Source organism: Acidimicrobiales bacterium, from assembly GCA_036491125.1.
Lineage (GTDB): Bacteria > Actinomycetota > Acidimicrobiia > Acidimicrobiales > AC-9 > AC-9.
On the sequence record DASXCO010000159.1, the window covers coordinates 1 to 24,498 of the forward strand.

A 24,498-nucleotide genomic window follows, 5' to 3' on the forward strand; every position below is an offset into this window, starting at 1 on the left:
ATCGAAAGGGGCAGGTCGGGTACCTGCCAGGCGGAGGAGGCCGGGCCGATGACCTGCTCGGCCACAGACAACAGGCTCGAGTCGGAGGGCGTCCCGCCCCCGAGCACGTCCTGGATCATGGCGTCGGCAGTTGGATCGCCAAGCAGCCCACCGTGGAACGCGGGCACCACCGCGGTGGGGATACCAAGGGGCTTGGCGTTGCCGGAAGCGACGGCGTCGGCCAATGGCAGCAGCGCGTACTGGCGTACGCCCGCCACGGGACACGAGAGCACCGAGCGCAGGGCCGGCGCGTCCTGGACGATCGATCTGAGGAACGGTTGGCTGGGAGCCAGGTCGACGGTTGTCTCAGTTCCCACCGTGTCGCTCAAGGCCTGGAGGCCCAGCCCTCCGACGACACCCCATCCAGCGACGCCGGACGGCGGGTAGTAGACGCGCGCCGGTTGCACCAGCGGGCTGACCATGATCAAGGTGCTGACGGGAGCGTGCGGGGAAGCGGTGAGGTAGGTCTTGGCCACTAGCGAGCCCTCGCTCTCGGCCACGATGCTCACCGGCTGGCCCGTCTGGTGGTAGAGAGCGTCGACCTGATCGGACATCAGCCGCTCGAGCTGCGACAGCGGCTGCTGCGTATCGGACGACTGGTAGGGCAACGGCCGTCCAGCGGCGTCGACGCCGCGATAGGAGAAGCGTTGCTCGGTGTAGTGCCCCGTGAATGGGGGAGCGGTCCTGCCGTTCCAGCTGCTCCAGAATCCGCTGGCCACCAGCACGGGCTTGCCGGTTGCACCCGACGGACCGCCGTCGTTGCCTGGGTCAGAGCCGCTGGTGGACGCGTCGGCCCGCGTCGAGCTCGCCGGGTGGCTCACCGTCGCGAAGCCGATGGCCGATCCACCAACCACCACCCCGAGCAACAGGGCCAGCCCTGCGGGAGCCAGCGGCAGGAATCGGTGCGAGCGCGCCGTGCCGGTGACCGCGTGCACCATTCCGAACCATGCCCAGGCGTTGAAGACTCCGGTGAGGGCGGCGATGGGCACCCACAGCCCTCTCGGGGACACCGCCGTCAGCCCCGCGGCGACGGTCAGGACGAGGAAGGTCAGGGCGATCCAGCCCAGCGCCCGCGGCGCCGGCGCCCGCCGCCACCAGCCGCTCGTGATGGCCCCGTGATGAACGAGAAAGGCGAGCAGCAGCACGGTCGGCACGGCGGCGAAGAACAGCCACGACACGGAGACCACCGCCAAACCGAACAGCAGGATCGTCCACGGCATCAACAACAGCGCGGCGAGGAACGTGAAGGCGATGCTGCGGGTCAGCAGCACGCGCGGTGCGGGCCGCGGGATGTCGTCGGGCCACGCTTCGCGAACGGTGAGTGCGGTCAACAATCCCCGAGCGAAGAGGACAGCGCCCGCCTCGGCCAGAAAGCCCGGCCAGCTGTTGTGGTAGACGATCAGCCATCGGAGGTCGTGGAAGACGCCGAATGGCACCGGGGCGTTCACCTGGGGAGCGAGACCCATTCCCGACTGCACGCCGAGCTGGGTCAGCAGGGCGGCCTCGAGGGCGCCGGCGCCCGAACATAGGGCGATAAGCCGCCAACGGGACAGGAAACGGGACCGACTGGGTTGTGGTGGCGCCTCACGTCGCATCGAAAGCTCCCCGTCTCGGGGCCCAAGCGTATCGACCCGGCCTGTCGGCGCACGCACCCTCTAACCTCTCATTGAGGCACTCATCATGGTTCTAGACAACCGATGAACAGGGGTGGGGGATTCCAGGGGCGTTGCCCGGACCGGCGCCAAAGGTTCGCAAGGTGCCAGGGGTTGTGCTCACCGTGAGAGGTGGGGTGCTGAGTCGCGGCGGCTTTCGCACGCTCCTCATCGGCCAGGGAGTGTCGTCGCTCGGCGACTGGATGGCCACGATCGCCTTCATGGCCTTGGCCCTGGCGCTGACGGGCGACTCGGCTGCCGTCGCTGGCATTCTCGTACTGCGCCTGGCGCCAGCGGCGATCGCGGGTCCTCTCACGGCTCGGATCGTGCCCCGATGGAACCGCCGCAACACCATGCTCGCCATGGACGCCCTGCGGGCTGGTGCGATCGCCCTGGTCCCGTTCGTCCACGCTCTCTGGTGGATCTACCTCTGGGCCTTCGTGGTGGAGGCGGCCAGCCTGGTGTTCCTGCCAGCGCGCGATGCGTCGATCCCCGACCTCGTCGAGGATGAGGACCTGCCCCTGGCCAACGGCCTGATCCTCGGGTCGTCCTACGGGACCATCCCGCTCGGCGCGGCGGCGTTCGCCCTCGTATCGCTGTTGGCGGCCGGTAGCGTCAGCACCTCTTCGCCCCGGGGGGTGGGGCCGACATTCTGGGTGGATGCCGCCACCTACGTCGTCTCGTTCGCCCTGCTGAGCCGGATCCGGGGACTGGGCGCGGCACCGTCCCGTGCCGTTCGACCGCTCGAGGACGACCTGCCGAGAGGGTTCCTCTCGGCCTTTCGGATCCCACTCGTGCGGGCGGTGGCGCCAGCTGCGCTGTCCGTCGCCTTGGGCGTGGGCGCCCTCTTCTCCCTCGGGATCGTCTTCGTGCGCGGCGTGCTGCACGCCACCGACATCCAGTTCGGTGTGCTCATCGCCCTGTTCGGGGCGGGCGCGGCCATCGGCCTGGTCGTGCTTCGCCGACTCCGTTTCCACGGCATGACATCGGTGCTCTGGTGTGTCGCCGGCCAGGGAGTCGTCATCGCCGCGATGAGCCTGTCCCCGGGTGTGCCGCTCGCGTACCTCGGCGCCACTGCCTTCGGGGGGTTCACCGCCGCCTGCCTGGCGGGCGCCATGAGCCTGCTCCAGGAGAGCCTCGACGGCGAGCAGCGGGTCCTCGCCTTCGCCGCCTTCCACGTGGTGATACGGGTGGGTTTGACCGTTGCCGCCCTCGGTGCTGGGGTGGCCGCGGATCGGCTCGAGGGTGTGAGGTGGCCGGTCCTCGGCATGCTGCCGCCCGCCCGGGTGGTGCTGATGTGCTCGGGTCTGTTCGTCGTCGCCTCGGCTGTCGTCACCTGGTTCAGGTTGCGACAGCGGCCGGTCGACATCGGTCGGAGCGAAGAGGTCGCGGGCGTCGCGGTGGCTCTGCCCGACTACCCGCTCGCTGGCCCCGGGCCCACCCCAGCGTTCTCCGACAAAGATCCCTCCGAAGCGACCTCCTTCGTGCCACCCCGTCGGCCGCCGGGCGTGTGAGACATGCTCGGCGGTGTGCTGAACACTAAATAGTCGTCGGAGATACTCTGGCGTTGTGTCCGAGCGGGTCGCGTCGCTTCGTAGCCTCGTACTGATCAGGCCGGAGCTGGAGCAGATCCACTTGGACGGCTCGGTCGAGGACACTGTGCTCCTGACCGCCGACGGTGTGCACCTGAGTGCCCGCTGGTGGCGACGTCCGGGCCGGGCGCGGGCGGCAGTCGTCCTGGTTCACGGCTTTGGCGCGTCGAAGGAGGACGGCGGGATACGGGCGCTCGCAGCCGATCTGCACGGGGCCGGCTTCGATGTGCTCACCTACGACGCGCGTGGCCATGGCGCCTCGGAGGGCAACTGCTCTGTGGGGGGTGACGAGCGCCTGGACGTCGCCGCCGCCGTAGCCTTGGCCGCCGACGGTGGCCAGCCCGTGGTGCTGGTGGGTGTCTCCATGGGCGCCATCGCTGTCTTCTGCTATGTCGGTTCGATGGCTGCCGAGGATCGGTCGTCGCGGGTGGCGCCGGCAGGCGGTGGCGAGTCGCCGATCGCCGGTGTGGTCGCGGTCAGCGCCCCGGCGCGGTGGCGAATGTCGCCCAGCCTCGTCGGACTCGCGATCCTCGGCCTAACCAGGACCAAGGTCGGGCGCTGGTTCATGCTCCACCGACTCGGGGTGCGGATCAACATCGGCTGGGCGCTTCCCGACCCCCCGCTCTCGGCCATCGGCCAGGTCGGCGTGCCGGTGGCGGTGGTCCACGGCCGCCGTGACCGTCTGATCCGGGCGGGGGAGGCCCGTCTGCTGTTCGACGGGGCCGCCGAGCCCCGCCGCCTCGATGTGGTCGCCCGCATGGGCCACGGGATCGACGATGCGGCCCGTGAGGCCGTGGTCAGCGCGATCGACTGGGTGATGGGCATCCCGAGCGGCGAGGTTCCCGCCGTCAACGGCTAGGGCCGGCGACGGTCAGCGCCGGCTATCCCCACCACCACGCCAACCCCGTGAGCGGGCCGGTGTGGACGATCATCACGGGCCCGAAGGAGCCGACGAAGGCTGTCGCCGGCTCAACCTCGGAGCGCACCACGTCCATCATGCGCTGCGCGGACTCGGGCTCGGCGGCGTGCAGGGCGGCGACGTGCAGCGGGGCACCTCGGACCTTGGACCGCCGCCAGTGGTTCAACAACTGCTCGAGGGCGGCGTCACGGCTGAGGGAGGGCCGCAGCGGGCGGATGCCGCCGTGCTGGAACTCGAACAGGGGCCGCAGGCCCAGGTAGGTGCCGGCCCGTCCGGCGATGTCGGGGAGGCGCCCGCTGCGAACGAGGTACTTGAGCGTGTCGACAGCGGCGACGAGACGGACCCGGCTGCTCACGAGGCGGGCTCTCGTCACCACCTCGTCGAGGGGCTCCCCGTTCCGGGCGGCCTCCGCCGCGGCCAGCACGACCAGGCCCTCGGCGCCGGCGGCCGTGGCGGTGTCGATGACCTGCACCTGCCCGCCGGACGACTCGGCCGCCAGCAGGGCGGCCTTGTGGGTGCCGCTCATACGCTCGGAGACCGTGAGCACCACCACGCCGTCACCTGACTGGCGCGTTTCGATGGCCTCGCCGAAGGCTCCCGGTGCCGGCCCCGAGGTGTGCACACCTTCGTCGATCCGGCGCACGACCTCCTCGAGGGTGACCTGATTGTCGGGGTAGGTGGTGCCCCCGATGGTCAGCTGCATCGGCACCACGGTGATATCGAGCCGCTCGACCAGGCCCTTGTCCAGGGCAGCGGCACTGTCGGTGATGACGGCTACGGCCATGACCTCTCGGTTCGTGCGACGAGCGCGGACGTGGGGGCTGGCATTTAAGCGGTTAGGAGATCACCTCAGTATGTCCCGGTCAAGAACCAGGCGACAGAGGTAGGTACCAAGTCGCGAACGGCCCTCGGGTGGCCCGTTGCCGAGGAGGCGCTTGGCCAGGAGTGGGATGACGATTGCCACACCCATCCAAGCTCCCCTTCGACCCCGGGTCGCGGCCAACACCGGGGCTAGCCCCAGCATCGCCAGAAAACTCCCCAGCGCCGTGTGCCCGCTCAGCCTACCGCCTGCCAGCCCGGCTCCCAGAACTGCCGCGCCCTCGGGCGCCATCACCAGGAGACCGCCCAGCGCCGGGGAGATTCCGCGGCCGCCGGCACCAGCCAGGAAGGGCGACCAGTTGTGGCCGGCCACGCCGAGCCCGGCTGCCCCGGCCCCGAGCTCGGGGCGGCGGCTCCCGGCGAGGACCGGTCCTACGGCGCCCTTGGCAAGCTCGAGGCAACCGACGACGGCGAGCGGACCGAAGCCCGCCACGCGGTAGAGCGAGGTGCCCGAGACGGTGCCGGAGCCGGTGGTCCGCAGGTCGACTCCCCGGAGTCGGCGGGCGGCGAGATTGGAGAACGGGACGGATCCGGCCAGGAAGGCCGCAGCGACGACGGACCAGGGGGGGAAGTCGTCCCGGCGCACCCCATCAGCATTCCCGGCCACGGCGGCGACAGACAAGCCGCCTGGCTGCAGCCTCAGGAGGGTAGCCCCACCGTCGTCGGCTTGGTCCGCGACGACCAGTGGAGGCTGAATCCCTCGCCGTGCATGGCTCGCCGGAACCACATCGTCGACACCAGGATGGCCGTGACGATGGCGATCAACGACGCTGCCGTCTTCAGCAGGACGAAGGACTTCACCGAGTAGGTGAGCAGCAGCCAGAGCGTCAGAGTGGCGTTGCTCAGGAACACGAACGTCCACAGGAGCGACACCCGCAGGAAGAACTTGCGGACGAAAGGCTGACGCAACAGGGCGGGGTCCAGGGGGCAGAAGTCCTGGGCCAGGCGCTCGGCCAGCGGGCGTCCGGCCGGGACCGAGACGAGGAAGGCGCCGGCGACCAGGAAGGTCCCCAGGGTCGGCTGTAGGAAGTAGACAAAGGCGCTGCCGGTGGCCATGGCCAGCGCTGTTCGCATGGTGAGCAGTGCACAGGCCATCACGAGCAGCCCCGGTATGGGCCGACCTGTCACAACCCGCCGGCCCAGTGCGACGTAGGAAAAGGCCACCGTGGCCAGCAGTGCGCCGCGCAGGCCGAGCAGCGAGAGCATCACGTAGAACAACGCCACCGGGCCCACCGTGCTCTCCACCAAGCCCGGCAACGCGTGACGGGCGAAGGCTCGTGGGGCTGGAAGGTGAATGGTGTTCGTTGCGAGGGGCAAGGAGTGGTCTTCCGACTGCGTTGAGCCAGGTCGCCAAACTGGCCGGGCAGGCGTGTCACCCGAGGGCGTTATCTCTTTGGCCAACGGTACACCCATATGGTCGTGAAGGTTCGACGGCGTAGATACCCACTCCTGCGCCTGTTATTCCCACGGGCGTTAGGTTGGATGGGTGCGTTTCTCCGTCGAGCAGTCGATCGCCGCGCCCCGCGACGCCGTGGAGGCCGCCTTCCTCGACCCTGGCTTCTACGCCGCGCTCGGTGAGCTCTCCGGCATTCGGCCCCCGGAGGTCGTGGAGCGCCGCGTCGAAGGACCAGACAGCAAGCTCGTGCATCTCCGGGTGCAGTACGCCTTTGCGGGCAACCTCTCGGGTCCCGCACGAGCCGTGCTCGACCCCGACCGCCTCACATGGGTCGACCATTCGACGTTCGATCGGGCCGCGCACCGCATCGAGTTCGAGATCGTGCCCGATCACTACGAGGACCGTCTGCAGTGTGCAGGTTGGTACCAGTTCGAGCCGAGTGGCGAGCACGCCACCCGCCAACTGATCGGGGGCGATCTGCGGGTGCGGTACCCGATCGTGGGTGGGCTGGTCGAGCGGGCGATCATCGTCGGGATGCGCCAGCACCTCGATGAAGAGGCCCGGATCCTCGAACGCTGGCTGCGGGACAGCGGCGCCATCGCCAGCGATACCGGATAGTCGCCAAGGGCAGCGGGTTGCCCTGCAGCATCCGCGGCGTGGCGGCGGGTCGCCACTACCGTCGTTGATCGGTGACTTGGCATCTCGACTCGTTCTCGCGTTCGCTCACCGGGGCCGCACCCGGCACCGTCGAGGCCTATGGCAGGGACCTGGCCGCGTTCGTGACCTGGGCCGAGCGAGGAGGCCTTCGCGGCCCCGACGTGATCGATCGCCTGCTGCTTCGGCGGTACCTCGCCTACCTCTCCACCCGCGGGTACGCCCGCAACACGATCGCCCGCAAGGCGGCAGCCCTGCGTCGCTACTTCGGCTGGCTCCGCCGGAGCGGCTCGTTGCCGTCGGATCCCGCCCGGCGACTGTCGGCACCGGCCGGCGAGGACCGGCTCCCCCGGGTGCTGACCCGCACGGAGGTCGAGGCCATGCTGGACACGCCGGTAGCCCGGGCCGACGCCGTCCCCGAGGCCGTGCGGCGTCGCGACGACGCCGTGCTCGAGCTTCTCTACGGCAGCGGGCTTCGGGTCTCGGAGCTGACGGGCCTCGACCTCGGCGACGTCGACCTGCCCTCGGGGATCGTCGTGGTCTGGGGAAAGGGGTCCAAGCAGCGACGGGTGCCCATGCACGCCGCCTGCGTCGAAGCCCTCCGGGCCTGGTTGGAGCAGGGCCGTGAGGCGTTGGTCCGCCCCAGCTCTCCGGCCGATGCCATCTTCCTCAACGCCAGGGGGAACCGCCTGGGACCGCGTGACGTCCGGCGCATCCTGGACCGCCGGTCGAGGGTTCCGACCCATCCCCATGCCCTCCGGCACAGCTTCGCGACCCACCTGCTCGACGGGGGCGCGGATCTTCGGGTCGTCCAGGAGCTGCTCGGCCACGCCACCCTGGAGACGACCCAGGTGTACACCCACGTGAGCAAGGATCACCTGGTCACCGTGTACGAGAAGACCCACCCCCGAGCGTGATCCGGCGGTGGCACCTCGGGGGCCGAGCGGGGCGCCACCCCTCCGTTCGGTAAGCTCCACGGGTCGGGTCGGTTCTCCGCCCGGCGAGACCATCACCCGTGCGCTCCCACGGTCGCCCTTCGGGGCGCTGCGCGCGGGGTCGGACAACCGATGGGAAGGAGCCAGCAGTGGCCGTCGTGACCATGAAGCAGTTGCTAGAGGCCGGGGTGCACTTCGGCCACCAGACCCGGCGCTGGAACCCGAAGATGCGTCGTTTCATCTTCGGCGAGCGCAACGGCATCTACATCATCGACCTCAATCAGACGCTGAAGCGCATCGAGGTCGCCTATTCCTATGTCCGGGACCTCGTGGCCGGCGACGGGACGGTGTTGTTCGTCGGGACGAAGAAGCAGACCCAGGACGCCATCTCGTCGTACGCCAACGAGTGCGGGATGCCGTACATCAACGAGCGGTGGCTCGGCGGCATGCTCACCAACTTCGCCACCATCAGCGGGCGGGTGAAGAAGATGCAGGAGTACGAGCGCATGAAGGCGGCCGGTGATTTCGACGCCATGCCGAAGAAGGAGGCCCTCATCCTCAGCCGGGAGCTCGACAAGCTCCAGCGCAACCTGGGCGGCATCCGCACCATGAGCCGGCTGCCCGACGCCATCTTCGTCATCGACACCAAGAAGGAGCACATCGCCGTCACCGAGGCGAACAAGCTCGGCCTGCCGATCCTCGCGGTCGTCGACACCAACTGCGACCCCGACATCATCCAGTACGTCATCCCGGGCAACGACGACGCCATCAGGGCCGGCACCCTCATGTGCCGGATCGTGGCCGACGCCGTCAAGGAGGGCAGCTTCATCGCCTCTCGGGGCGGCGCGGCGGCCGCGGGCGGATCCCCTCCCGCGCCCGACCCGGCGGCGGAGGATCGGCGAGCCCGCGAGCAGGTGGAGGCGCGCCGCCAGGCCGCGGTGCAGCAACAGGAGCGCGAGGCCCGGCTGGCCGAGCAGGGTCGCAGCCGCTCCCGGAGCCCCGAGCCGGCCCCCAGCCCCGCGCCGGCCCCCGGCCCCGCGCCAGCGCCCAGCCCCGCGCCGGCCCCCAGCCCGGCGCCGGCAGCCAGCCCCGCCGACACCTCCCAGGCCAGCGCACCATCAGCGCCCGATGGAGCGGCGTCCGAGGCGCCGGCCCAGTCTCCAGCCCCCCAGTCCACAGCGACTCAGTCCGCCGGCACCCCGGCCCAGGAGCAGTAGCGATGCCCGAATTCACAGCCAAGGACGTGCAAGCCCTCCGTCGGGCGACCGGCGCCGGCATGCTCGATGCCAGGCGCGCCCTGGAGGAGACCGACGGGGACGCCGAGAGAGCCAGGCGCTGGCTGCGGGAGCAGGGTCTGGCCAGCTCCGGCCGCCGGAGCGACCGTCCCAGCTCCCAGGGCGCCGTATCAGTGGTGGTCGACGGGCCTGGCGCGATCGTCGAGCTGCGGTGCGAGACGGACTTCGTGGCCAAGTCGGCCGAGTTCGTGCGCCTGGTCGAGGAGCTCACCCAGGCAGTGGCGACCAAGGGTGAAGAGGCTGCGGGCGAGCGACAGGGCGACGTCGACGAGCTCAACGTGACGCTCAAGGAGAACATCAGCGTCGGCCGGGTCGTGCGCTTCCTCCCCGCAGAAGGGGCGATCCTGGACAGCTACCTCCACCTCCAGAACGGGAGGGGGGTCAATGCCGTCCTGGTGGAGATGGAGGGTGGCACGAAGGAGCTCGCCCACGAGGTCGCCGTCCACGTCGCCTTCGCCCGACCCACGTACCTGGCCCGCGAGGATGTCCCAGCGAGCGAGGTCGAGACCGAGCGCGCGACCATCGAGAGCATCAGCCGCAAGGAGGGAAAGCCCGAGGCGGCTCTGCCCAAGATCGTGGAGGGTCGGCTCACGGGCTGGTTCAAGGAGCGGTGCCTGCTGGAGCAGCCCTATGTACGGGACGAGAAGCGCACGGTCGCCCAGCTGGTCGGCGAGGCGAGGGTGACCCGCTTCGCCCAGGTGGAGGTCGGGGCCTGAGTGCTCCACTCCCGCCAGCAGCCCGCCTCTCCGCGCTGGCGACGTGTGGTACTGAAGATCTCCGGGGAGGCGCTGGCCAGCTCGGCGTCCGACGAGACGATCGACGGCGTGGTCGTCGAGCGCATCGCGACCGAGATCGCCGCCGCCCGCGCTGACCTCCAGGTCGAGCTGGCGGTGGTGGTCGGGGGCGGCAACATCTGGCGAGGGACAACCGGCGCCGGCACGGGGATGGACCGCGCCACTTCCGACTACATGGGCATGCTGGCCACGGTGATCAACGCCCTGGCCCTCCAGGACGCCATCGAGCGACAGGGCCAACCGACGAGGGTCCTCTCGGCCATCGAGATGGCCGAGGTCGCCGAGCCCTATATCCGCCGGCGGGCCATGCGGCACCTGGAGAAGGGACGGGTCGTCATCTTTGCGGCCGGGATGGGGAACCCGTACTTCACGACCGACACCCCGGCGGCCCTCAGGGCCGCCGAGATCGAGGCTGACGCCATACTCAAGGGCACCCACTCCGGCGTCGACGGCGTCTACAGCGCCGACCCCAAGGTCGACCAGGATGCCGTCCGCTTCGACCGGATCTCGTTCATGGACGTGATCTCTCGTGACCTCAAGATCATGGATCTCACCGCCGTGACCTTCTGCAAGGACAACGGTCTGCCCATCCTCGTCTTCGACCTCATGAGCGAGGGAAACATCGGTCGCGCCCTTTCGGGGGAGCCGATCGGTACGCTTATCACGTGATGGACGATTCACTCGTCGGTGCCGCTCTGGACGAGGCCCGGGAGAAGATGGGCAAGGCGGTGGGCCACACGCAGACCGAGTTCGGCGGCGTTCGCACCGGGCGGGCGACGCCGACGCTGGTGGAGAAGCTCAAGGTCGAGTACTACGGCTCCGAGGTCCCCCTTCAGCAGCTGGCGGGATTCAGCGTGCCCGACGCCCGACTGCTCGTCATCTCGCCCTACGACAAGGGCTCTCTCAAGGCCATCGAGAAGGCCATCCTCCACTCGGATCTCGGGATCACCCCCTCGAGCGACGGGCAGGTGATCCGTCTGGCGTTCCCTCCGCTTACCGAGGAGCGGCGCAGAGATCTGGTCAAGGTCGTGCGCCACAAGGCCGAGGAGGGCAAGGTCGCGACCCGCAACCTGCGACGAGCGGTCCGCCACGAGTTGGAAGCGCTGGAGCATGATGGGGACATCTCCTCTGACGAACTCGACCGGGCCGAGAAGGAGCTCGAGAAGGTCACGCATCACTATGTGGCGGAGATCGACCGCGTTCTGCAGCACAAGGAGCAGGAGCTCCTCGACATCTGACCGTCTCGCGGCGGGACGTCGGAGCACTTCCGGCCCACGGGCCGGCCCGATGACAGGAGAGCCACCATGGACCAGAGCGACGAGACACAGGGCCGAGCGGCGAGACCGGGTCCCGGCGACAGCATCCGTATCATCGGCGCCGAGGAAGCGGGCTCCGCGGCGGGTGTCGACCTCACCCAGCCGCTGTTGTCGACGGTGGACTCGGCCGATCGCGACTCCGGGGGTCAGGGGGAGAGACCGGGCGGGGGAGCCGAGGACGAGCTCAACGACTGGCCGAGCCCGCCGCCGCGAGACGACCGGGCGTTCGATCTCAGCGATCTCGACGACCCCGAGGAAACAGGTCGCTTCAAGAGCCAGCCACCGCCGAAGGCGCCGCCCTCGAGGACGGGCCGGCAGACGCCCTCGACGCCGGCGTCGCCCCGGAAGGATCATCCTCAGCGCGGCGATCTGACGACGCGGGTCCTGACCGGGCTGGGCATCGGGCTGGCCGCCATCATCCTGTTCAGGCTGGGCTCGCTCACGGCGCTGGTCCTTGTGGTGCTCGTCGTCACCGTGGCCGCGGCCGAGCTGTTCGGCGTCCTCCGCCGCGCCGGGTACCGTCCCGCCACCCTGGTGGCGCTGGTGGCGACGGTCGGGATACTGATCGGCGCCTACATGAAGGGCGAGGCTGCCATCCCCCTTGTACTGGGCCTGGTGGTGGTGTTCACCCTCCTCTGGTACCTCGTGGGCGTGGTGAGAGATCGGCCCACGGTCAACGTGGCAGTGACCTTCCTCGGCTTCATGTGGGTCGGGTTCCTCGGGTCGTTCGCCGCCCTCCTCCTGGACCCGAGAATGTTCCCCAACCGCCACGGCGTGGCGCTGCTCCTGGGCGCGGCGGTGACGACCGTCGCCTACGACGTGGGTAGCTTCCTCGTGGGTAAGAGGTTCGGCCGCCACCATCTCGCCCCCGCGATCAGCCCCAACAAGACCTGGGAGGGCTTGATCGGTGGCACCCTCGCCAGCGTGCTCGTGGGCGCCGTGGTCGTGAGCCAGATCAGCCCGTGGACAACGACGAGAGGCATCGCCCTGGGGCTGGTCGTGGCCGTGGCGGCGCCGCTGGGCGACCTGTGCGTGTCGTTGCTCAAGCGCGACATCGGGGTCAAGGACATGGGTTGGATCCTGCCCGGGCACGGCGGGGTGCTGGACCGGGTCGACGCGCTGCTCTTCGTCGTTCCCGCGACCTATTATCTGGTGCGCCTCATCAACTTCGGCGGGTAACGACCGCATGACCACCGTCAGCCTCGTCGGCTCAACGGGTTCTATCGGCACCCAGGCGATCGACGTCGTCCACGCCGATCCGGGTGCCTTTGAGATCATCGCCCTGGGTGCCAACCGATCCGTCGACCAGCTCGCGGCCCAGGCCCGCCAGCTCCGGCCCCGGCAGGTCGCCGTCGCTGACGCGAGCCTGGAGCCCCGTCTGCGCGAGCTGGTTCCCTCGGGCATCGAGGTCCTGGCCGGACCGGAGTCGCTGCCTGCCATCGCCGCCGCCGCCGAGGTGGTGGTCAACGGGGTCGTGGGGTTCGCCGGGCTGCCGGTGACGCTCGCCGCCCTCGAGGCCGGTCGCCGCCTCGCCCTGGCCAACAAGGAGTCGCTCATCGCCGCCGCGCCCGTCGTCGAGCGGGCGCGGGTGACACCCGGGGCGGAGATCCTGCCCGTCGACTCCGAGCACTGCGCCCTCCATCAGTGCCTGCGGGCCGGCTCGGGCGCGGTCAGCGAGCTCGCCCGCATCGTGCTGACCGCCAGTGGGGGACCGTTCCGCGGTCGCAAACGGGCCGATCTGTCGGCCGTGACGCTCGAAGAGGCGCTGGCCCACCCGACGTGGAGCATGGGACCGAAGATCACCGTCGACTCGTCGACCCTCATGAACAAGGGCCTCGAGGTGATCGAGGCCCATGCGCTCTTTGGCGTCGAGTACGAACGCATCGAGGTGATCGTGCACCCGCAGTCGGTGGTGCACTCGATGGTGGAGTTCTGCGACGGGGCCACTGTCGCCCAGCTCTCACGGCCGGACATGCGCCTGCCGATCGGTTACGCCCTCCACTATCCGGCGCGACTCCGGCAGCCCTTCGGCGTGCTCGACTGGACCCGCCTCGACAAGCTCGACTTCGAGCCGCCTGATCTGGAGGCTTTCGCCTGCCTCGGGCTCGCCTACGAGGCCGGCCGGCTGGGAGGGGCGGCGCCGGCCTGGCTGAACGCCTCCAACGAGGTGGCGGTCTCGGCGTTCCTCGAGGGCAGCCTGCCCTGGCTCGGTATCGCCGAGGTGGTGCAGGACGCGCTGCATGCCTATTCGCCTGTGGAGCTGCATAACGTGGACGACGTGCTCGAGGTTGATCGAATGGCGCGCCGGGCCGCGGGTCTCGCCGTGCAGCGCAGGTGTCAGGCGGCGTGAGCGACGACGGCCCCGATTCGCCATCCCCGGGACCGGGACCGCCGCCCACACCGCCTGGAGCGTCGGAAGCGTCGGAAGCGCCCCCGGGGTCGTCGCCCGGGGCGACTCCGACGGGGCGTCGACCTCCAGTGCCGTTGAACGACCCGGCCGAGCAGCGACGGGCGGCAGTGCGGCTGCTGCTCGTGGTGGGGGCGGGCGTGGCGGCGGCGGTCCTGACGGGCACGACGGGCACCCTCGTCGTGGTGCTGGCCATCGTGATCATGATCATGCTCCATGAGCTGGGCCATTTCGCCACCGCCAAGTGGGGCCACATGAAGGTGACCGAGTACTTCCTCGGGTTCGGCCCCCGCCTGTGGTCGATCCACCGGGGCGAGACGGAGTACGGGGTCAAGGCCATCCCCGCTGGTGGCTACGTGAAGATCCTCGGGATGAGCAACCTCGAGGAGGTCGACCCCGCCGACGAGCCCCGCACCTACCGCGAGCAACCCTTCGGGCGCCGGCTGTCGGTGGCCGTGGCGGGCTCGGCCGTCCACTTCATCCTGGCCTTTCTCATCCTGTGGGTGCTCTTCTCGTTCGTGGGCGTGCCCAGCGGCAACCAGGTCGCGGTCGGCGGCTTCTCGACGATCGAGGGAACTGCCAGCCCCGCCAAGCAGGCGGGCCTCCAGCCCGGCGACGTGTTCGTCTCCGTCGACGGCCGGGCTCTCTCCTCCTCCGACCAGCTGGTGTCCTACATCCAGTCTCACGCCGGCCAGCCCGTGACCGTGGTGGTCAAGCGCCGTGGTGACACGCAGACGATCAGGGTGACGCCGCTCGACGAGCGGACGGTCAAGGTGCAGGGCCAGCCGGCGCCGCCACCGTCCTCAACCCCGTATGGGATCATCGGCGTCCAGCTGACGTCGCCGGTCGAGACGACCAACCCGATCGCCGCCGTGGGCCGGTCGACCGTCGACCTCGGCCGCTTCTCCTGGGACACGCTCGCTGCCCTCGGGAGCGTGTTCTCCCCCCACGGCATCAGCAACTACACCCACGAGGTGACCAGTCCGACGGGGAACACGGGGAATCAGAGCCAAGCGACGACGTCCAACAGCAACAGCCCCCGGTTCGAGTCCCCGATCGGGATCGTGCGGCTGGCGTCGGAGGCGTCACACGCCGGCCTGCGTGAAGTCCTCCTCCTGCTGTTCAGCATCAACGTGTTCGTGGGCCTGTTCAACCTGTTCCCTATGCTGCCCCTCGATGGCGGTCACGTCGCCATCGCCGTGTACGAGAAGGCCCGCTCGCGGCGCGGCCGCCGCTACCACGTGGACGTGGCCAAGCTGCTGCCCGCCACCTACCTGGTGTTCCTCGTCCTGGTCGTGCTCGGGGTGACCGCCATCTACATGGACGTCACCCATCCGCTTGCCAACCCCTTCCAGTGAGGATCCGATGACCCGTCCCCCTGTCATCGCCGCCGCCCGCCGGCCCACCCGCAGGATCACCGTGGGTGACGTGGCCGTCGGAGGCGGCGCCCCCGTCAGCGTGCAGTCGATGACGATCACCAAGACCGCCGACGTGGAGGGCACGCTCTCGCAGATCTACGCCCTGGCCGGGGCCGGAGCCGACATCGTGCGCTGCACGTGCAACGAGGCCGAGGCGGCCGAGGGGTTGGCCCGCATCGTCCCCCGCTCGCCGGTGCCGATCGTGGCCGACGTCCACTTCCACTACGAGATGGCCATGGCGGCGCTCGAGGCGGGCGTCCAGTGCCTCCGGCTCAACCCCGGCAACCTCCGCAAGCCGGAGGAGATCAAGCTCGTGGCCAACGAGGCCAAGGACCGGGGCGTGCCGATCCGCATCGGCGTGAACGCGGGGTCGCTGCACCCCCAGCTCTACAAGAAGCACGGCGGGGCCACGCCCGAGGCGTTGGTCGAGTCCGCCCTGATGGAGCTGGCGTACTTCGACGAGGTCGACTTCCACGACGTCAAGATCTCGGTCAAGGCGTCGAACGTCCCGCTCATGATCGAGGCCTACCGTCAGCTAGCCGACACGGTCGACCATCCGCTGCACCTCGGCGTCACGGAGGCCGGACCCCCGCCGGCTGGCCTGCTGAAGGCCACCGCCGGCATCGCCACGCTCCTCGCCGAGGGGATCGGCGACACCATCAGGTACTCGCTCACTGCCGATCCGGTCGAGGAGGCTCGGGCCGGTCGTCAGCTGCTGGAGGCGCTCGGGCTCAGGGAGCGCAAGGGCCTGGACCTGATCGCCTGTCCGTCATGCGGGCGGGCCGAGATCGATGTGATCGGCGTGGCCAAGACCGCCCAGGAGGCACTGATGGGCCGCAACCTGCCCATCCAGGTGGCCGTCATGGGCTGCGTGGTCAACGGACCGGGCGAAGCCAGAGAGGCCGACCTCGGCATCGCCGCCGGCCGCCGCCGGGGACACCTGTTCATCAAGGGCAAGATCATCCGCGTGGTGCCCGAGGACGAGATGGTCGAGGCGCTCGTCGCCGAGGCCGAGCAGCTCGTGGCCCAGGGGATCGAAGCGCGGCTGGCGGCGGCCGACGCCGGAGCCGAGGCGGCGGCCGAGGCCGACCGCCGGGCTCTCGTGGACGACCGGGGCGACGACGTCAACCAGAGCGAGACGAAGGTGGACCTCATCCGTAAACAGCTCTCACACGACGAGGACGCGCACTAGACAGGGGCGGTGGACTTCGACCTGCGTCCCGTGGCCCGGGAGGAGGTCCCCGGGTTCCTGCGGTGCTCGGAGGGGGCCTTCGGTGTCCAGGCGGACGACGAGGCAGTCGAGGTGGAGGCGGCTGCGGTCGAGGACGACCGCAGCCTGGCCGTGTTCGACGGCGACGACATGGTGGCCACTGCCGGCGCCTTCAGCTTCGAGCTGACGTTGCCGGGGCTCACCAGTGCTCGCGCAGCCGGTGTGTCGTACGTCGGCGTCCAACCGACGCATCGCCGGCTCGGGCTCCTGCGGGCGATGATGCGCCGTCAGCTCGACGACGTGCGCGATCGGGGCGAGGCCCTGGCCGTGCTCACCGCCAGCGAGGGCGGCATCTACGGTCGCTTCGGGTACGGACCGGCGACGTTCGTGGCCTCCTACGAGATCGACCGGCCGGCCGGGCTGGCCCGAGGGCCCCAAGGCACCATCCACCTGGTCTCGGGCGAGGTGGCGGCCGGCGCCTATCCGGCCGTGTACGACGACGCCCGCCGCCGACAGCCGGGCGAGGTCGGCCGGTCGCAGCCGTGGTGGGACAGCTTCTTCTTCGACTACGAGGGCCGTCGTAGCGGTGCCGGACCGCTCTTCCACGCCGTTCGTGCCGGTCCGGGAGGCGAGCTCGACGGCTACGTGTCCTACCGGTTCGACCGGAGGGCCGAGGGCGGGGATCTCGATCGGGCCACGGTGCGGGTGGAGGAGCTGTGCGCCACGAGCGGGACGGCCTACGTCGACCTGTGGGCGTTCGTGTGCGACATCGACCTCACCCGTGGCGCCCAGCTCAGCGGCCGCCCCCTCGACGAGCCCGTGCGCTGGTTGCTGCGGAACCCTCGCAGCCTCCGCCTCACCGCGATGCAGGACCACTTGTGGGTGCGCCTGGTCGACCTGGCCGCGTCGCTCGAGGCCCGGCGCTACCTGGTGGACGGCTCGCTCGTCCTCGAGGTCGACGATCCCTTCTGCCCTTGGAACGAGGGGACGTGGCGGCTGGAAGCGGGTCCGTCGGGAGCCGAGGCCCGGTCCGTCAGCGGGCAGGATGCCGACCTCTCGCTCGGCGCCCGCGAGCTGGGCTCCACCCTGCTCGGCGGGCTGGCGTTCTCCGAGCTGGTCCGGTCGGGCCGGGTGGTGGAGCGGGTGGCGGGGGCTGCAGCGAGGGCGGACGCCATGTTCGGTTGCGACCCGCCGCCATTCTGCGCGACCGAGTTCTGAGCACGGACCGCCCGTCGGGCGCTCAGTAGGCCCGGCCGACGATGGCCACGTCGTCGTCCAGCAGGCAGCGGACGGAGACGCCGGCGGCGGCCAGCTCAGCCTCTCCGTCGACCCCCACGTTGCGCCAGGGCACCCGGGCGAAGCCGTCCTGGGCCGCCTCCCTGGCCTCGGCGACGGTCGAGACCTCGGCGGTCCGCTCGTCGCGCCGGGCCTCGGCCTCGGCCAGCAGGGCGCCCTGGGCGGCGCCCAGGGCCTCGCCCACTGACGCCACCGTCTGGCCGAGCGCCACCGCGGTGCGATCGCCGTTGTCCCGGCGGATGAGGGACACCTTCCCCGCCGCCAGCTCCCGCGGTCCGACCTCGATGCGCACGGGGACGCCCTTCAGCTCCCAGTCCGTGACGCGGCGCCCGTAGGAGGTGTCTGTCGCGGCGTCGAGCTCGACCCGATGTCCGGCCGCGGCCAGGTCGGCGGCGAGCGCCTCGGCCGCTGGTCCCGTCCCGTCCTCGTCCCGGACCAGGACGACGACCACCTGGATCGGGGCCAGGCGGGGCGGCAGGCGCAGGCCGTTGTCGTCACCGTGGGCCATGACGAGCCCCCCCACCATGCGCGTCGAGACGCCCCAGGACGTCTGCCAGCCGTAGGTCGACTCTCCGGTCCTTGACTGGAACTCGATACCGAACGCTCGTGAGAAGTTCTGTCCGAGCTCGTGGCTGGTGCCCATCTGCAGCGCCTTGCCGTCGGCCATCATCGCCTCGCAGGTCCAGGTCGTGATGGCCCCTGCGAAGCGCTCCCGTTCGGTCTTGCGACCGGTCAGGATGGGCACGGCCAGGACCCGGACCATGACATCGCGATAGACGTCGTTCAGGATCCTCAGGGCGTAGTGGCGGGCGTCGTCCTCGGTCTCGTGCACCGTGTGGCCCTCCTGCCACAGGAACTCCGTGGTCCGCAGGAACAGCCTGGGCCGCAGCTCCCAGCGCACCACGTTGGCCCACTGGTTCACGAGCAGCGGGAGATCCCGATAGCTCTGGAGCCATTTGGCGAGGTAGCCGGCGATGATCGTCTCGCTGGAGGGGCGGATGACCGCCGGCTCCTCCAGCTTCCTGCCGCCCCCGTGGGTGACCACGGCCAGCTCGGGGCTGAACCCCTCGACATGCTCGGCTTCCTGGTGCACCAGGGACTCGGGGATGAGCAGGGGGAAATAGACGTTGCGGGCACCCGCCGCCTTGATCCGGGCATCGAGCTCCGCCTGCATGCGCTCCCAGATGGCGTAGCCGTAGGGCCGGATGACCATGGTGCCCCGCACGGGGCCGTTGTCGGCGAGCTCGGCCTTGGCGACGACGTCCTGGTACCAGCGGGGAAAGTCGTCCGCTCGAGGGGTGAGAACGGGGGCACGGGGCACCAGGCGATGCTATTGGCACGCCGGTACCTCAGTGGCCAGTGGGGTCTCGAAGAGGGCAAATGGACGCGTTTGGCCAGGGTCCGAAATCGGCCGGCATTGCTATACTAGGCCCCGTAGCCGTTCAGTTCGATAGGTCGAGCAGAGAGGCGTGGGCGGTGCCCACGCCTTTTGCTTCAGCAAGGGCGGTCGTGACGAGACGAGAGGAGGTGCGAGGTGGGTCAGACGAGACGAGCTTACGAGTTGATCGAATCGGTACTGTCCACCTCGGGCCTCGAGCTCGTGGACGTCCAGGTCGGTGGCGGGCTCGTCCGCGTGACGGTCGACCGACCCGGCGGCGTCGATCTTGACGGCCTGAGCGAGATCAACCGGGCCATCTCGGCCGCGCTCGACCGCGAGGATGCCATTCCCGGCGGGCGCTACACCCTCGAGGTCACGAGCCCTGGGGTCGAGCGGCCGCTGCGGACGCCCGAGCAGTTCCAGCGCTTCATCGGGTCCCAGGTGAGCGTGAAGACGCGACCGGGGATCGACGGAGAGCGACGACTCGCCGGCCGTCTGGCCCACGCCGACGGCTCTGGCGTGGTGATCACGGGCGCCGGCCTTCCCGAGGACGGACGGCGGCTGGCCTACACCGATATCGAACGGGCCCGGACCACTTTCGAATGGGGACCGACCGATCCGGGCAATGGCGGCCGGCGCGGTGCCCGTCGGGCTCCCCATCGCCCCTCGCCACCCTCGACCAAGAAGGTCAGGACGTCATGAGCAAGAGCAACAACAACTTCGAGTTCCTGGAGGCACTCCAGCAGATCGCCCGGGACAAGGGCATCGGCGTCGACACGCTGCTCGACGCCCTGGCCAACGCGCTCGTCTCGGCCTACAAGCGCATGCCGGGCGCGGCCGAGGAGGCCGTGGTGACCGTGGACCCGCAGTCGGGCGAGATCCGGGTCTACGGACAGGACCTCGACGAGGACGGGAACGTAGTTCGCGAGTGGGACGACACCCCTGACGACTTCGGCCGCATCGCCGCCCAGACGGCCAAGCAGGTGATCCTGCAACGGATCCGCGAGGCGGAGCGCGACCTCAAGTACGAGGAGTACGCAGGTCGCGAGGGCGACATCGTCACCGGCATCATCCAGCAGAGCGACAACCGCTACACGCTCCTCGACCTCGGGAAGGTCGAGGCGCTGCTGCCCCAGGCCGAGCAGGTGCCATACGAGCGTTACGACCACGGCGCCCGGCTCAAGGCCTACATCGTCGAGGTCCGCAAGACCACCAAGGGTCCGCAGATCGTGGTCAGCCGGACTCACCCCGGCCTGATCAAGCGTCTCTTCGAGCTCGAGGTCCCCGAGATCAGCAGCGGGGTCGTCGAGATCAAGGCCGCGGCCCGTGAGCCGGGACACCGCACCAAGATCGCCGTGTGGTCGAACGACGCCAACGTCGACCCGGTCGGGGCGTGCGTCGGGGCCCGCGGGGCCCGTGTGCGGATGGTCACCAACGAGCTGCGGGGCGAGAAGGTCGACATCGTGCCCTTCTCCGAGGATCCGGCGGAGTTCGTGCTCCGGGCGCTCCAGCCGGCAAAGGTGAAGGAGGTTCGCCTCGACGACGGGGCGGGCACGGCCACGGTGATCGTCCACGACTTCCAGCTCTCGCTAGCCATCGGCAAGGAGGGCCAGAACGCCCGCCTCGCCGCCCGCCTGACCGGTTGGCGGGTCGACATCAAGAGCGAGACCCAGCTGGCGGAGGAGGAGGCCGGCTACGGCGGCGAGGAGTGGGCCGAGGGCGAGTGGGTGCAGAACGAGTCGGGGGACCTCGTCTGGCAGCCCGCCGAGGGCGGCGAAGCGGTCTCGGCCGAGGCGTGGTCCCTCGGGGAGCCGAGTGCCGCCACCGAGGAGAAGGTGGATGCCGCGGGGGACGGGGCCGGTGCCGACGGGCCTGCCGAGGGTCCTGGCGCCGCCGACTCCACCGGGTCGGCCGAGTCGGCTGTCCCGGGCGAGTCGGTCCCAGCCGATCCTGCCCCGACTGAGGGGGTACCAGCAGGAGAGGAGGTCAAGGGGGGCGAGGTGGCCGCCCACAAGGCGGCCGACGAAGAGGAGGCGCCCGCATAACGCCACGCAGGACCTGTGTCGGCTGCCGCCGCACAGCGTCTGCAGAGGCACTGCTGCGGATCGTTCGCACCGGTGCGGGGGACCTGGCCGTCGGCCGGGACCTGCCGGGTCGGGGAGCGTGGCTGTGCGCCGAGTCGGCCCGGTGCCTGGATCTGGCCCTGCGGCGGGACGGGTTCTCACGGGCGCTGCGGGCTCCCGTGGACCGGCTCGCAGCGGAGCGGTTGCGAGAGGCGCTGGGCGCCAGTCCCGGGAGAGACCCGGGATCACCGGGGGGTGTGGGAGGATGAACACCCTCGGGTAGTACGAGCCAAGAGAGGATTGAACCAGCAGTTGGCGAAGAAGATTCGTGTCTACGAGCTCGCTCGTGAGCTCGGCTTGACCAACAAGGAGGCGCTCGACCTCTGCGAGGCGCTGGGGATCGGGGTCAAGAGCCATTCCTCGAGCATCGAGGACGCCCAGGCTGACCGCGTCCGGCGTAAGGCCGATCGCGACGGCCTACGGCGGGCAGTGGCCCCCGAGGAGCCACCCCCTCCGTCGCGGGCCGCCGCCCCGACGGCGGGCCCCGGCACCCGCGTCACCCGGTCCGGCGATGCCCCTGGCCGCCCTGCCCCTGGCCGCCCTGCCCCCCGAGTCACGCCGTCGCGACCTTCCTCCGAGCCCACCGAGCCGGTCCGTCCGCCCGCTGCCGGCGTCCCCGATGTCGGCACCCCGGCCGCTGCCGCGCCGGCCCCGACACCGCCGACCGAGACCCAGCAGCCGGCGGCGAGCCCGCCGGCCGCGGCCGCGCCCGCCCCGACGCGGCCGACCGAGGCACCGAGGTCGCCGGACCGGACCACCCCGAGAGGCCCGACGGAACGGGCCACCCCGAGAGGTCCGACGGACCGGCGTCCCCCCGCCGTACCGTCCCTCGACGCTCCATCTGCCCCCCGACCTCGTCAGAGCGAGCCCGGGCCGACCGCCCGAGGCGGCGCCAGCCGACCCCCCGCGGGCGAGCCCGCGCCGCGCCGGTCGCCTGGCGGCCCTGACGGCGGCGGCCCCGGCGGTCGATCGGCTCCTCCGGCTGGCGGCGGCGGTCGACCGCCTGTCAGCCCCAGCACCGGCCGCCCCATCCCGCCGCCACCCGGCGGCCCTCCTCGATCGTCCACCGGCCGTCCGATCCCGCCGCCCCCGGGTATGGGTGGACGTGGCGCGCCCGCCGGGCCTCGGCCACCAGCCGGCGCCGGCCGTCCCGGAGGGGGCAGCCGCCCCGCTGGCACCGGAACCGGCCGACCGGGTGGCTACGGAGGTTCGCGACCTGGGACTGGCTACGGCGGCGGGCGCCCGGGAGGGGGGCTGGGACGCGGTCCCATGCCGCCGCCTCCGCCTGGACGAGGTGGTCCGGGCGGACGTGGGCGGCCCCCGCAGCGCCGACCTCGTCGTCGCCGACGCAACATGGAGGAGCTGGAGCCGACCCAGCTGACGACCTACACGCCATCCAACGCCCCGGTGCCCGAGGACGAGGTGGTCGTCGAGCGGGGCTCCACCGCCCAGGACATCGGGCCCAAGCTCAACCGCTCGGCCGGCGACGTCGTGCGCTTCCTGCTGCTGCAGGGCGAGATGGTGACGGCGACCCAGTCGCTGAGCGACGACATGATCGATCTGTTCGCGGCCGAGATCGGGGCCAGCGTGCGCCTCGTCGACGCCGGCGAGGAGCAGGAGGCAGCCCTCCAGGCCAAGTACTTCGAGGCCGACGAAGAAGAGGACCCCGAGCTCCAGCGGACGCGGCCGCCGGTGATCACGGTGATGGGCCACGTCGACCATGGCAAGACCAAGCTCCTCGACCGCATCCGCGAGACCAACGTGGTGGCGGCAGAGGCCGGCGGCATCACCCAGCACATCGGCGCCTACCAGGCGAACAAGGACGGGCGCCTCATCACCTTCATCGACACGCCCGGCCACGAAGCCTTCACGGCCATGCGAGCGCGTGGGGCCGAGGTCACCGACATCGTGGTCCTGGTCGTGGCGGCCGACGACGGCGTGATGCCCCAGACGATCGAGGCGCTCAGCCACGCTCGGGCCGCCGAGGTGCCCATCATGGTCGCCATCAACAAGATCGACCGCGAGGATGCCGATCCCAATCGGGTGATGCAGCAGCTGTCGGACCAGGGCCTGGTGCCCGAGCGCTGGGGTGGCGACACGATCATGGTCGAGCTGTCCGCCCTGCAGAACGTGGGCATCGACGAGCTGCTCGAGCAGCTGCTGGTGCTGGCCGAGGTCCAGGAGCTGACGGCCAACCCGGAGGGGCGGGCACGCGGGGTGGTCCTGGAGGCCAATCTCGACGTCGGCCGAGGACCGGTGGCCACCGTCATCGTCCAGAAGGGCACCCTGCGGGTCGGCGATCCCATGGTCGCGGGCGCGGCCTGGGGACGGGTGAAGGCGCTCGTGGACGACCGCGGGGACAACATCAAGGAGGCGACGCCCTCGACGCCGGTCGAGGTCCTGGGCTTCTCCGAGGTGCCCAGCGCTGGTGACGACCTGCGGGTGACGTCCGACCAGGGCACTGCTCGCACCATCGGCGAGGCCCGCGAGCAGCGCATCCGGTTCGCCGGGTACACACCTACGCCGTCGGCTTCGCCGGGAGCCAAGCTCGAGGACGTCTTCGAGCAGATCCAGCGGGGCGAGACGGCCACCCTCAACCTGATCCTCAAGGCCGACGTCCAAGGTTCGTTGGAGGCACTCACGGAGAGCCTGCGGAAGCTGGAGCGCGACGAGGTCAAGCTGAGCTTCGTGCACCGCGCCGTCGGCGGCATCACCGAGAACGACGTCCAGCTGGCGGCGGCGTCGACCGCCACCATCATCGGGTTCAACGTGCGGCCGGACCGTCGGGCCCGGGAGATGGCCGAGACCCAGAACGTCGAGATCCGCACCTACGAGATCATCTACAAGGTGCTGGAGGAGATCGAGGCCGCCATCGTCGGGATGCTCGCCCCCGAGTTCCAGGAGATCGTCACCGGAGACGCCGAGGTACGGGCGGTCTTCCGGGTGCCGCGTGTGGGGGCTGTGGCCGGCTGCTACGTCCGCAACGGCGTCATCACGCGCGGTTCCAAGGTCCGCTTCCTGCGCGAGGGCGTCGTCATCTGGAAGGGCGCGATCTCTTCCCTGCGTCGTTTCAAGGACGATGTACGAGAGGTCCAATCGGGCTTCGAGTGCGGCATCGGTCTGTCCGACTTCCAGGACCTGAAGGAGGGCGACATCATCGAGACGTTCGAAGAGCGGGAGATTCCACGCACGTAG

The 24,498-nt window shown here is 70.4% G+C and carries 22 protein-coding genes and 1 pseudogene; 18 read left to right on the forward strand and 5 right to left on the reverse strand.

What is annotated here, in order from left to right; translation table 11 throughout:
• Nucleotides 1-1,634 (reverse strand): hypothetical protein (locus VGF64_12305; protein HEY1635534.1); only part of this gene is annotated, 1,634 nt, incomplete at its 3' end.
• 173 nt (nucleotides 1,635-1,807) lie between these two features.
• Between VGF64_12305 and VGF64_12310 the strand changes: the two genes are divergently transcribed.
• Together VGF64_12310 and VGF64_12315 are read left to right on the forward strand one after the other, a co-directional pair.
• Nucleotides 1,808-3,205, forward strand: coding sequence for an MFS transporter (locus tag VGF64_12310; protein HEY1635535.1), 1,398 nt, complete (start codon nucleotides 1,808-1,810; stop codon nucleotides 3,203-3,205).
• Nucleotides 3,206-3,260: 55 nt separating this feature from the next.
• Entirely contained in the window at nucleotides 3,261-4,142 is an 882-nt protein-coding gene (locus VGF64_12315; protein ID HEY1635536.1) for an alpha/beta fold hydrolase, read from the forward strand.
• Nucleotides 4,143-4,164: 22 nt separating this feature from the next.
• Here the strand turns inward: VGF64_12315 and VGF64_12320 are convergent, their stop codons facing one another.
• The 3 genes from VGF64_12320 to VGF64_12330 are packed head-to-tail and all read right to left on the reverse strand — an operon-like array spanning nucleotide 4,165 to nucleotide 6,338.
• The gene (locus tag VGF64_12320) at nucleotides 4,165-4,986 is read right to left on the reverse strand and encodes a DegV family protein (protein HEY1635537.1); all 822 of its coding nucleotides are present in this window, start codon (nucleotides 4,984-4,986) and stop codon (nucleotides 4,165-4,167) included.
• A gap of 60 nt (nucleotides 4,987-5,046) precedes the next feature.
• Complete coding sequence (locus VGF64_12325; GenBank protein HEY1635538.1) at nucleotides 5,047-5,703, reverse strand: glycerol-3-phosphate acyltransferase; 657 nt, start codon at nucleotides 5,701-5,703, stop codon at nucleotides 5,047-5,049.
• A 17-nt stretch (nucleotides 5,704-5,720) separates the two neighbouring features.
• Nucleotides 5,721-6,338, reverse strand: a complete 618-nt coding sequence (locus VGF64_12330; GenBank protein ID HEY1635539.1) for a VC0807 family protein — start codon at nucleotides 6,336-6,338, stop codon at nucleotides 5,721-5,723.
• A 229-nt stretch (nucleotides 6,339-6,567) separates the two neighbouring features.
• Between VGF64_12330 and VGF64_12335 the strand changes: the two genes are divergently transcribed.
• The 11 genes from VGF64_12335 (at nucleotide 6,568) to VGF64_12385 (ending at nucleotide 17,724) form a co-directional block, all read left to right on the forward strand.
• Nucleotides 6,568-7,095, forward strand: coding sequence for a DUF2505 family protein (locus VGF64_12335; protein ID HEY1635540.1), 528 nt, complete (start codon nucleotides 6,568-6,570; stop codon nucleotides 7,093-7,095).
• A 71-nt stretch (nucleotides 7,096-7,166) separates the two neighbouring features.
• Nucleotides 7,167-8,048, forward strand: coding sequence for a tyrosine-type recombinase/integrase (locus VGF64_12340; protein HEY1635541.1), 882 nt, complete (start codon nucleotides 7,167-7,169; stop codon nucleotides 8,046-8,048).
• Between the two features lie 167 nt (nucleotides 8,049-8,215).
• On the forward strand, nucleotides 8,216-9,283 hold the full coding sequence (rpsB, locus tag VGF64_12345) for a 30S ribosomal protein S2 (GenBank protein HEY1635542.1): 1,068 nt from the start codon (nucleotides 8,216-8,218) through the stop codon (nucleotides 9,281-9,283).
• Nucleotides 9,284-9,285: 2 nt separating this feature from the next.
• Nucleotides 9,286-10,077, forward strand: coding sequence for a translation elongation factor Ts (tsf, locus tag VGF64_12350; GenBank protein HEY1635543.1), 792 nt, complete (start codon nucleotides 9,286-9,288; stop codon nucleotides 10,075-10,077).
• A complete protein-coding gene (pyrH, locus tag VGF64_12355; GenBank protein ID HEY1635544.1) occupies nucleotides 10,078-10,824 on the forward strand; it encodes a UMP kinase in 747 nt (248 codons plus the stop codon).
• Complete coding sequence (frr, locus tag VGF64_12360) at nucleotides 10,824-11,393, forward strand: ribosome recycling factor (GenBank protein ID HEY1635545.1); 570 nt, start codon at nucleotides 10,824-10,826, stop codon at nucleotides 11,391-11,393. Before pyrH ends, frr begins: the two co-directional genes overlap by 1 nt.
• A gap of 66 nt (nucleotides 11,394-11,459) precedes the next feature.
• Nucleotides 11,460-12,650, forward strand: a complete 1,191-nt coding sequence (locus VGF64_12365; protein HEY1635546.1) for a phosphatidate cytidylyltransferase — start codon at nucleotides 11,460-11,462, stop codon at nucleotides 12,648-12,650.
• A gap of 7 nt (nucleotides 12,651-12,657) precedes the next feature.
• Nucleotides 12,658-13,821: a 1-deoxy-D-xylulose-5-phosphate reductoisomerase gene (gene dxr, locus VGF64_12370; GenBank protein HEY1635547.1), complete on the forward strand. Its 1,164-nt coding sequence runs from the start codon at nucleotides 12,658-12,660 to the stop codon at nucleotides 13,819-13,821.
• Nucleotides 13,822-13,949: 128 nt separating this feature from the next.
• Nucleotides 13,950-15,236: a M50 family metallopeptidase gene (locus VGF64_12375; GenBank protein ID HEY1635548.1), complete on the forward strand. Its 1,287-nt coding sequence runs from the start codon at nucleotides 13,950-13,952 to the stop codon at nucleotides 15,234-15,236.
• Between the two features lie 7 nt (nucleotides 15,237-15,243).
• A complete protein-coding gene (ispG, locus tag VGF64_12380) occupies nucleotides 15,244-16,488 on the forward strand; it encodes a flavodoxin-dependent (E)-4-hydroxy-3-methylbut-2-enyl-diphosphate synthase (protein HEY1635549.1) in 1,245 nt (414 codons plus the stop codon).
• 9 nt (nucleotides 16,489-16,497) lie between these two features.
• On the forward strand, nucleotides 16,498-17,724 hold the full coding sequence (locus VGF64_12385) for a GNAT family N-acetyltransferase (protein ID HEY1635550.1): 1,227 nt from the start codon (nucleotides 16,498-16,500) through the stop codon (nucleotides 17,722-17,724).
• A 22-nt stretch (nucleotides 17,725-17,746) separates the two neighbouring features.
• Here the strand turns inward: VGF64_12385 and proS are convergent, their stop codons facing one another.
• On the reverse strand, nucleotides 17,747-19,123 hold the full coding sequence (gene proS / locus VGF64_12390; protein ID HEY1635551.1) for a proline--tRNA ligase: 1,377 nt from the start codon (nucleotides 19,121-19,123) through the stop codon (nucleotides 17,747-17,749).
• A 240-nt stretch (nucleotides 19,124-19,363) separates the two neighbouring features.
• Between proS and rimP the strand changes: the two genes are divergently transcribed.
• The 5 genes and pseudogenes from rimP (at nucleotide 19,364) to infB (ending at nucleotide 24,498) form a co-directional block, all read left to right on the forward strand.
• A complete protein-coding gene (rimP, locus tag VGF64_12395; protein HEY1635552.1) occupies nucleotides 19,364-19,882 on the forward strand; it encodes a ribosome maturation factor RimP in 519 nt (172 codons plus the stop codon).
• Nucleotides 19,879-21,225, forward strand: coding sequence for a transcription termination factor NusA (gene nusA, locus VGF64_12400; protein HEY1635553.1), 1,347 nt, complete (start codon nucleotides 19,879-19,881; stop codon nucleotides 21,223-21,225). Before rimP ends, nusA begins: the two co-directional genes overlap by 4 nt.
• Nucleotides 21,226-21,498: 273 nt before the next feature.
• Nucleotides 21,499-21,693 (forward strand): annotated as a pseudogene (locus VGF64_12405) (translation initiation factor IF-2 N-terminal domain-containing protein).
• Nucleotides 21,694-22,408: 715 nt separating this feature from the next.
• On the forward strand, nucleotides 22,409-22,684 hold the full coding sequence (locus tag VGF64_12410) for a hypothetical protein (protein HEY1635554.1): 276 nt from the start codon (nucleotides 22,409-22,411) through the stop codon (nucleotides 22,682-22,684).
• Nucleotides 22,657-24,498, forward strand: coding sequence for a translation initiation factor IF-2 (infB, locus tag VGF64_12415; GenBank protein HEY1635555.1), 1,842 nt, complete (start codon nucleotides 22,657-22,659; stop codon nucleotides 24,496-24,498). The genes VGF64_12410 and infB overlap by 28 nt, the downstream gene beginning before the upstream one ends.

What these genes read in the sequence shown, in the direction of transcription:
- VGF64_12365 (HEY1635546.1), top strand. Translation starts at nt 11,460, where the DNA reads ATGGACCAGAGCGACGAGACACAGGGCCGAGCGGCGAGACCGGGTCCC.
- tsf (HEY1635543.1), top strand. Translation starts at nt 9,286, where the DNA reads ATGCCCGAATTCACAGCCAAGGACGTGCAAGCCCTCCGTCGGGCGACC.
- frr (HEY1635545.1), top strand. Translation starts at nt 10,824, where the DNA reads ATGGACGATTCACTCGTCGGTGCCGCTCTGGACGAGGCCCGGGAGAAG.
- nusA (HEY1635553.1), top strand. Translation starts at nt 19,879, where the DNA reads ATGAGCAAGAGCAACAACAACTTCGAGTTCCTGGAGGCACTCCAGCAG.
- dxr (HEY1635547.1), top strand. Translation starts at nt 12,658, where the DNA reads ATGACCACCGTCAGCCTCGTCGGCTCAACGGGTTCTATCGGCACCCAG.
- infB (HEY1635555.1), top strand. Translation starts at nt 22,657, where the DNA reads ATGGAGGAGCTGGAGCCGACCCAGCTGACGACCTACACGCCATCCAAC.
- ispG (HEY1635549.1), top strand. Translation starts at nt 15,244, where the DNA reads ATGACCCGTCCCCCTGTCATCGCCGCCGCCCGCCGGCCCACCCGCAGG.
- VGF64_12320 (HEY1635537.1), bottom strand. Translation starts at nt 4,986, where the DNA reads ATGGCCGTAGCCGTCATCACCGACAGTGCCGCTGCCCTGGACAAGGGC.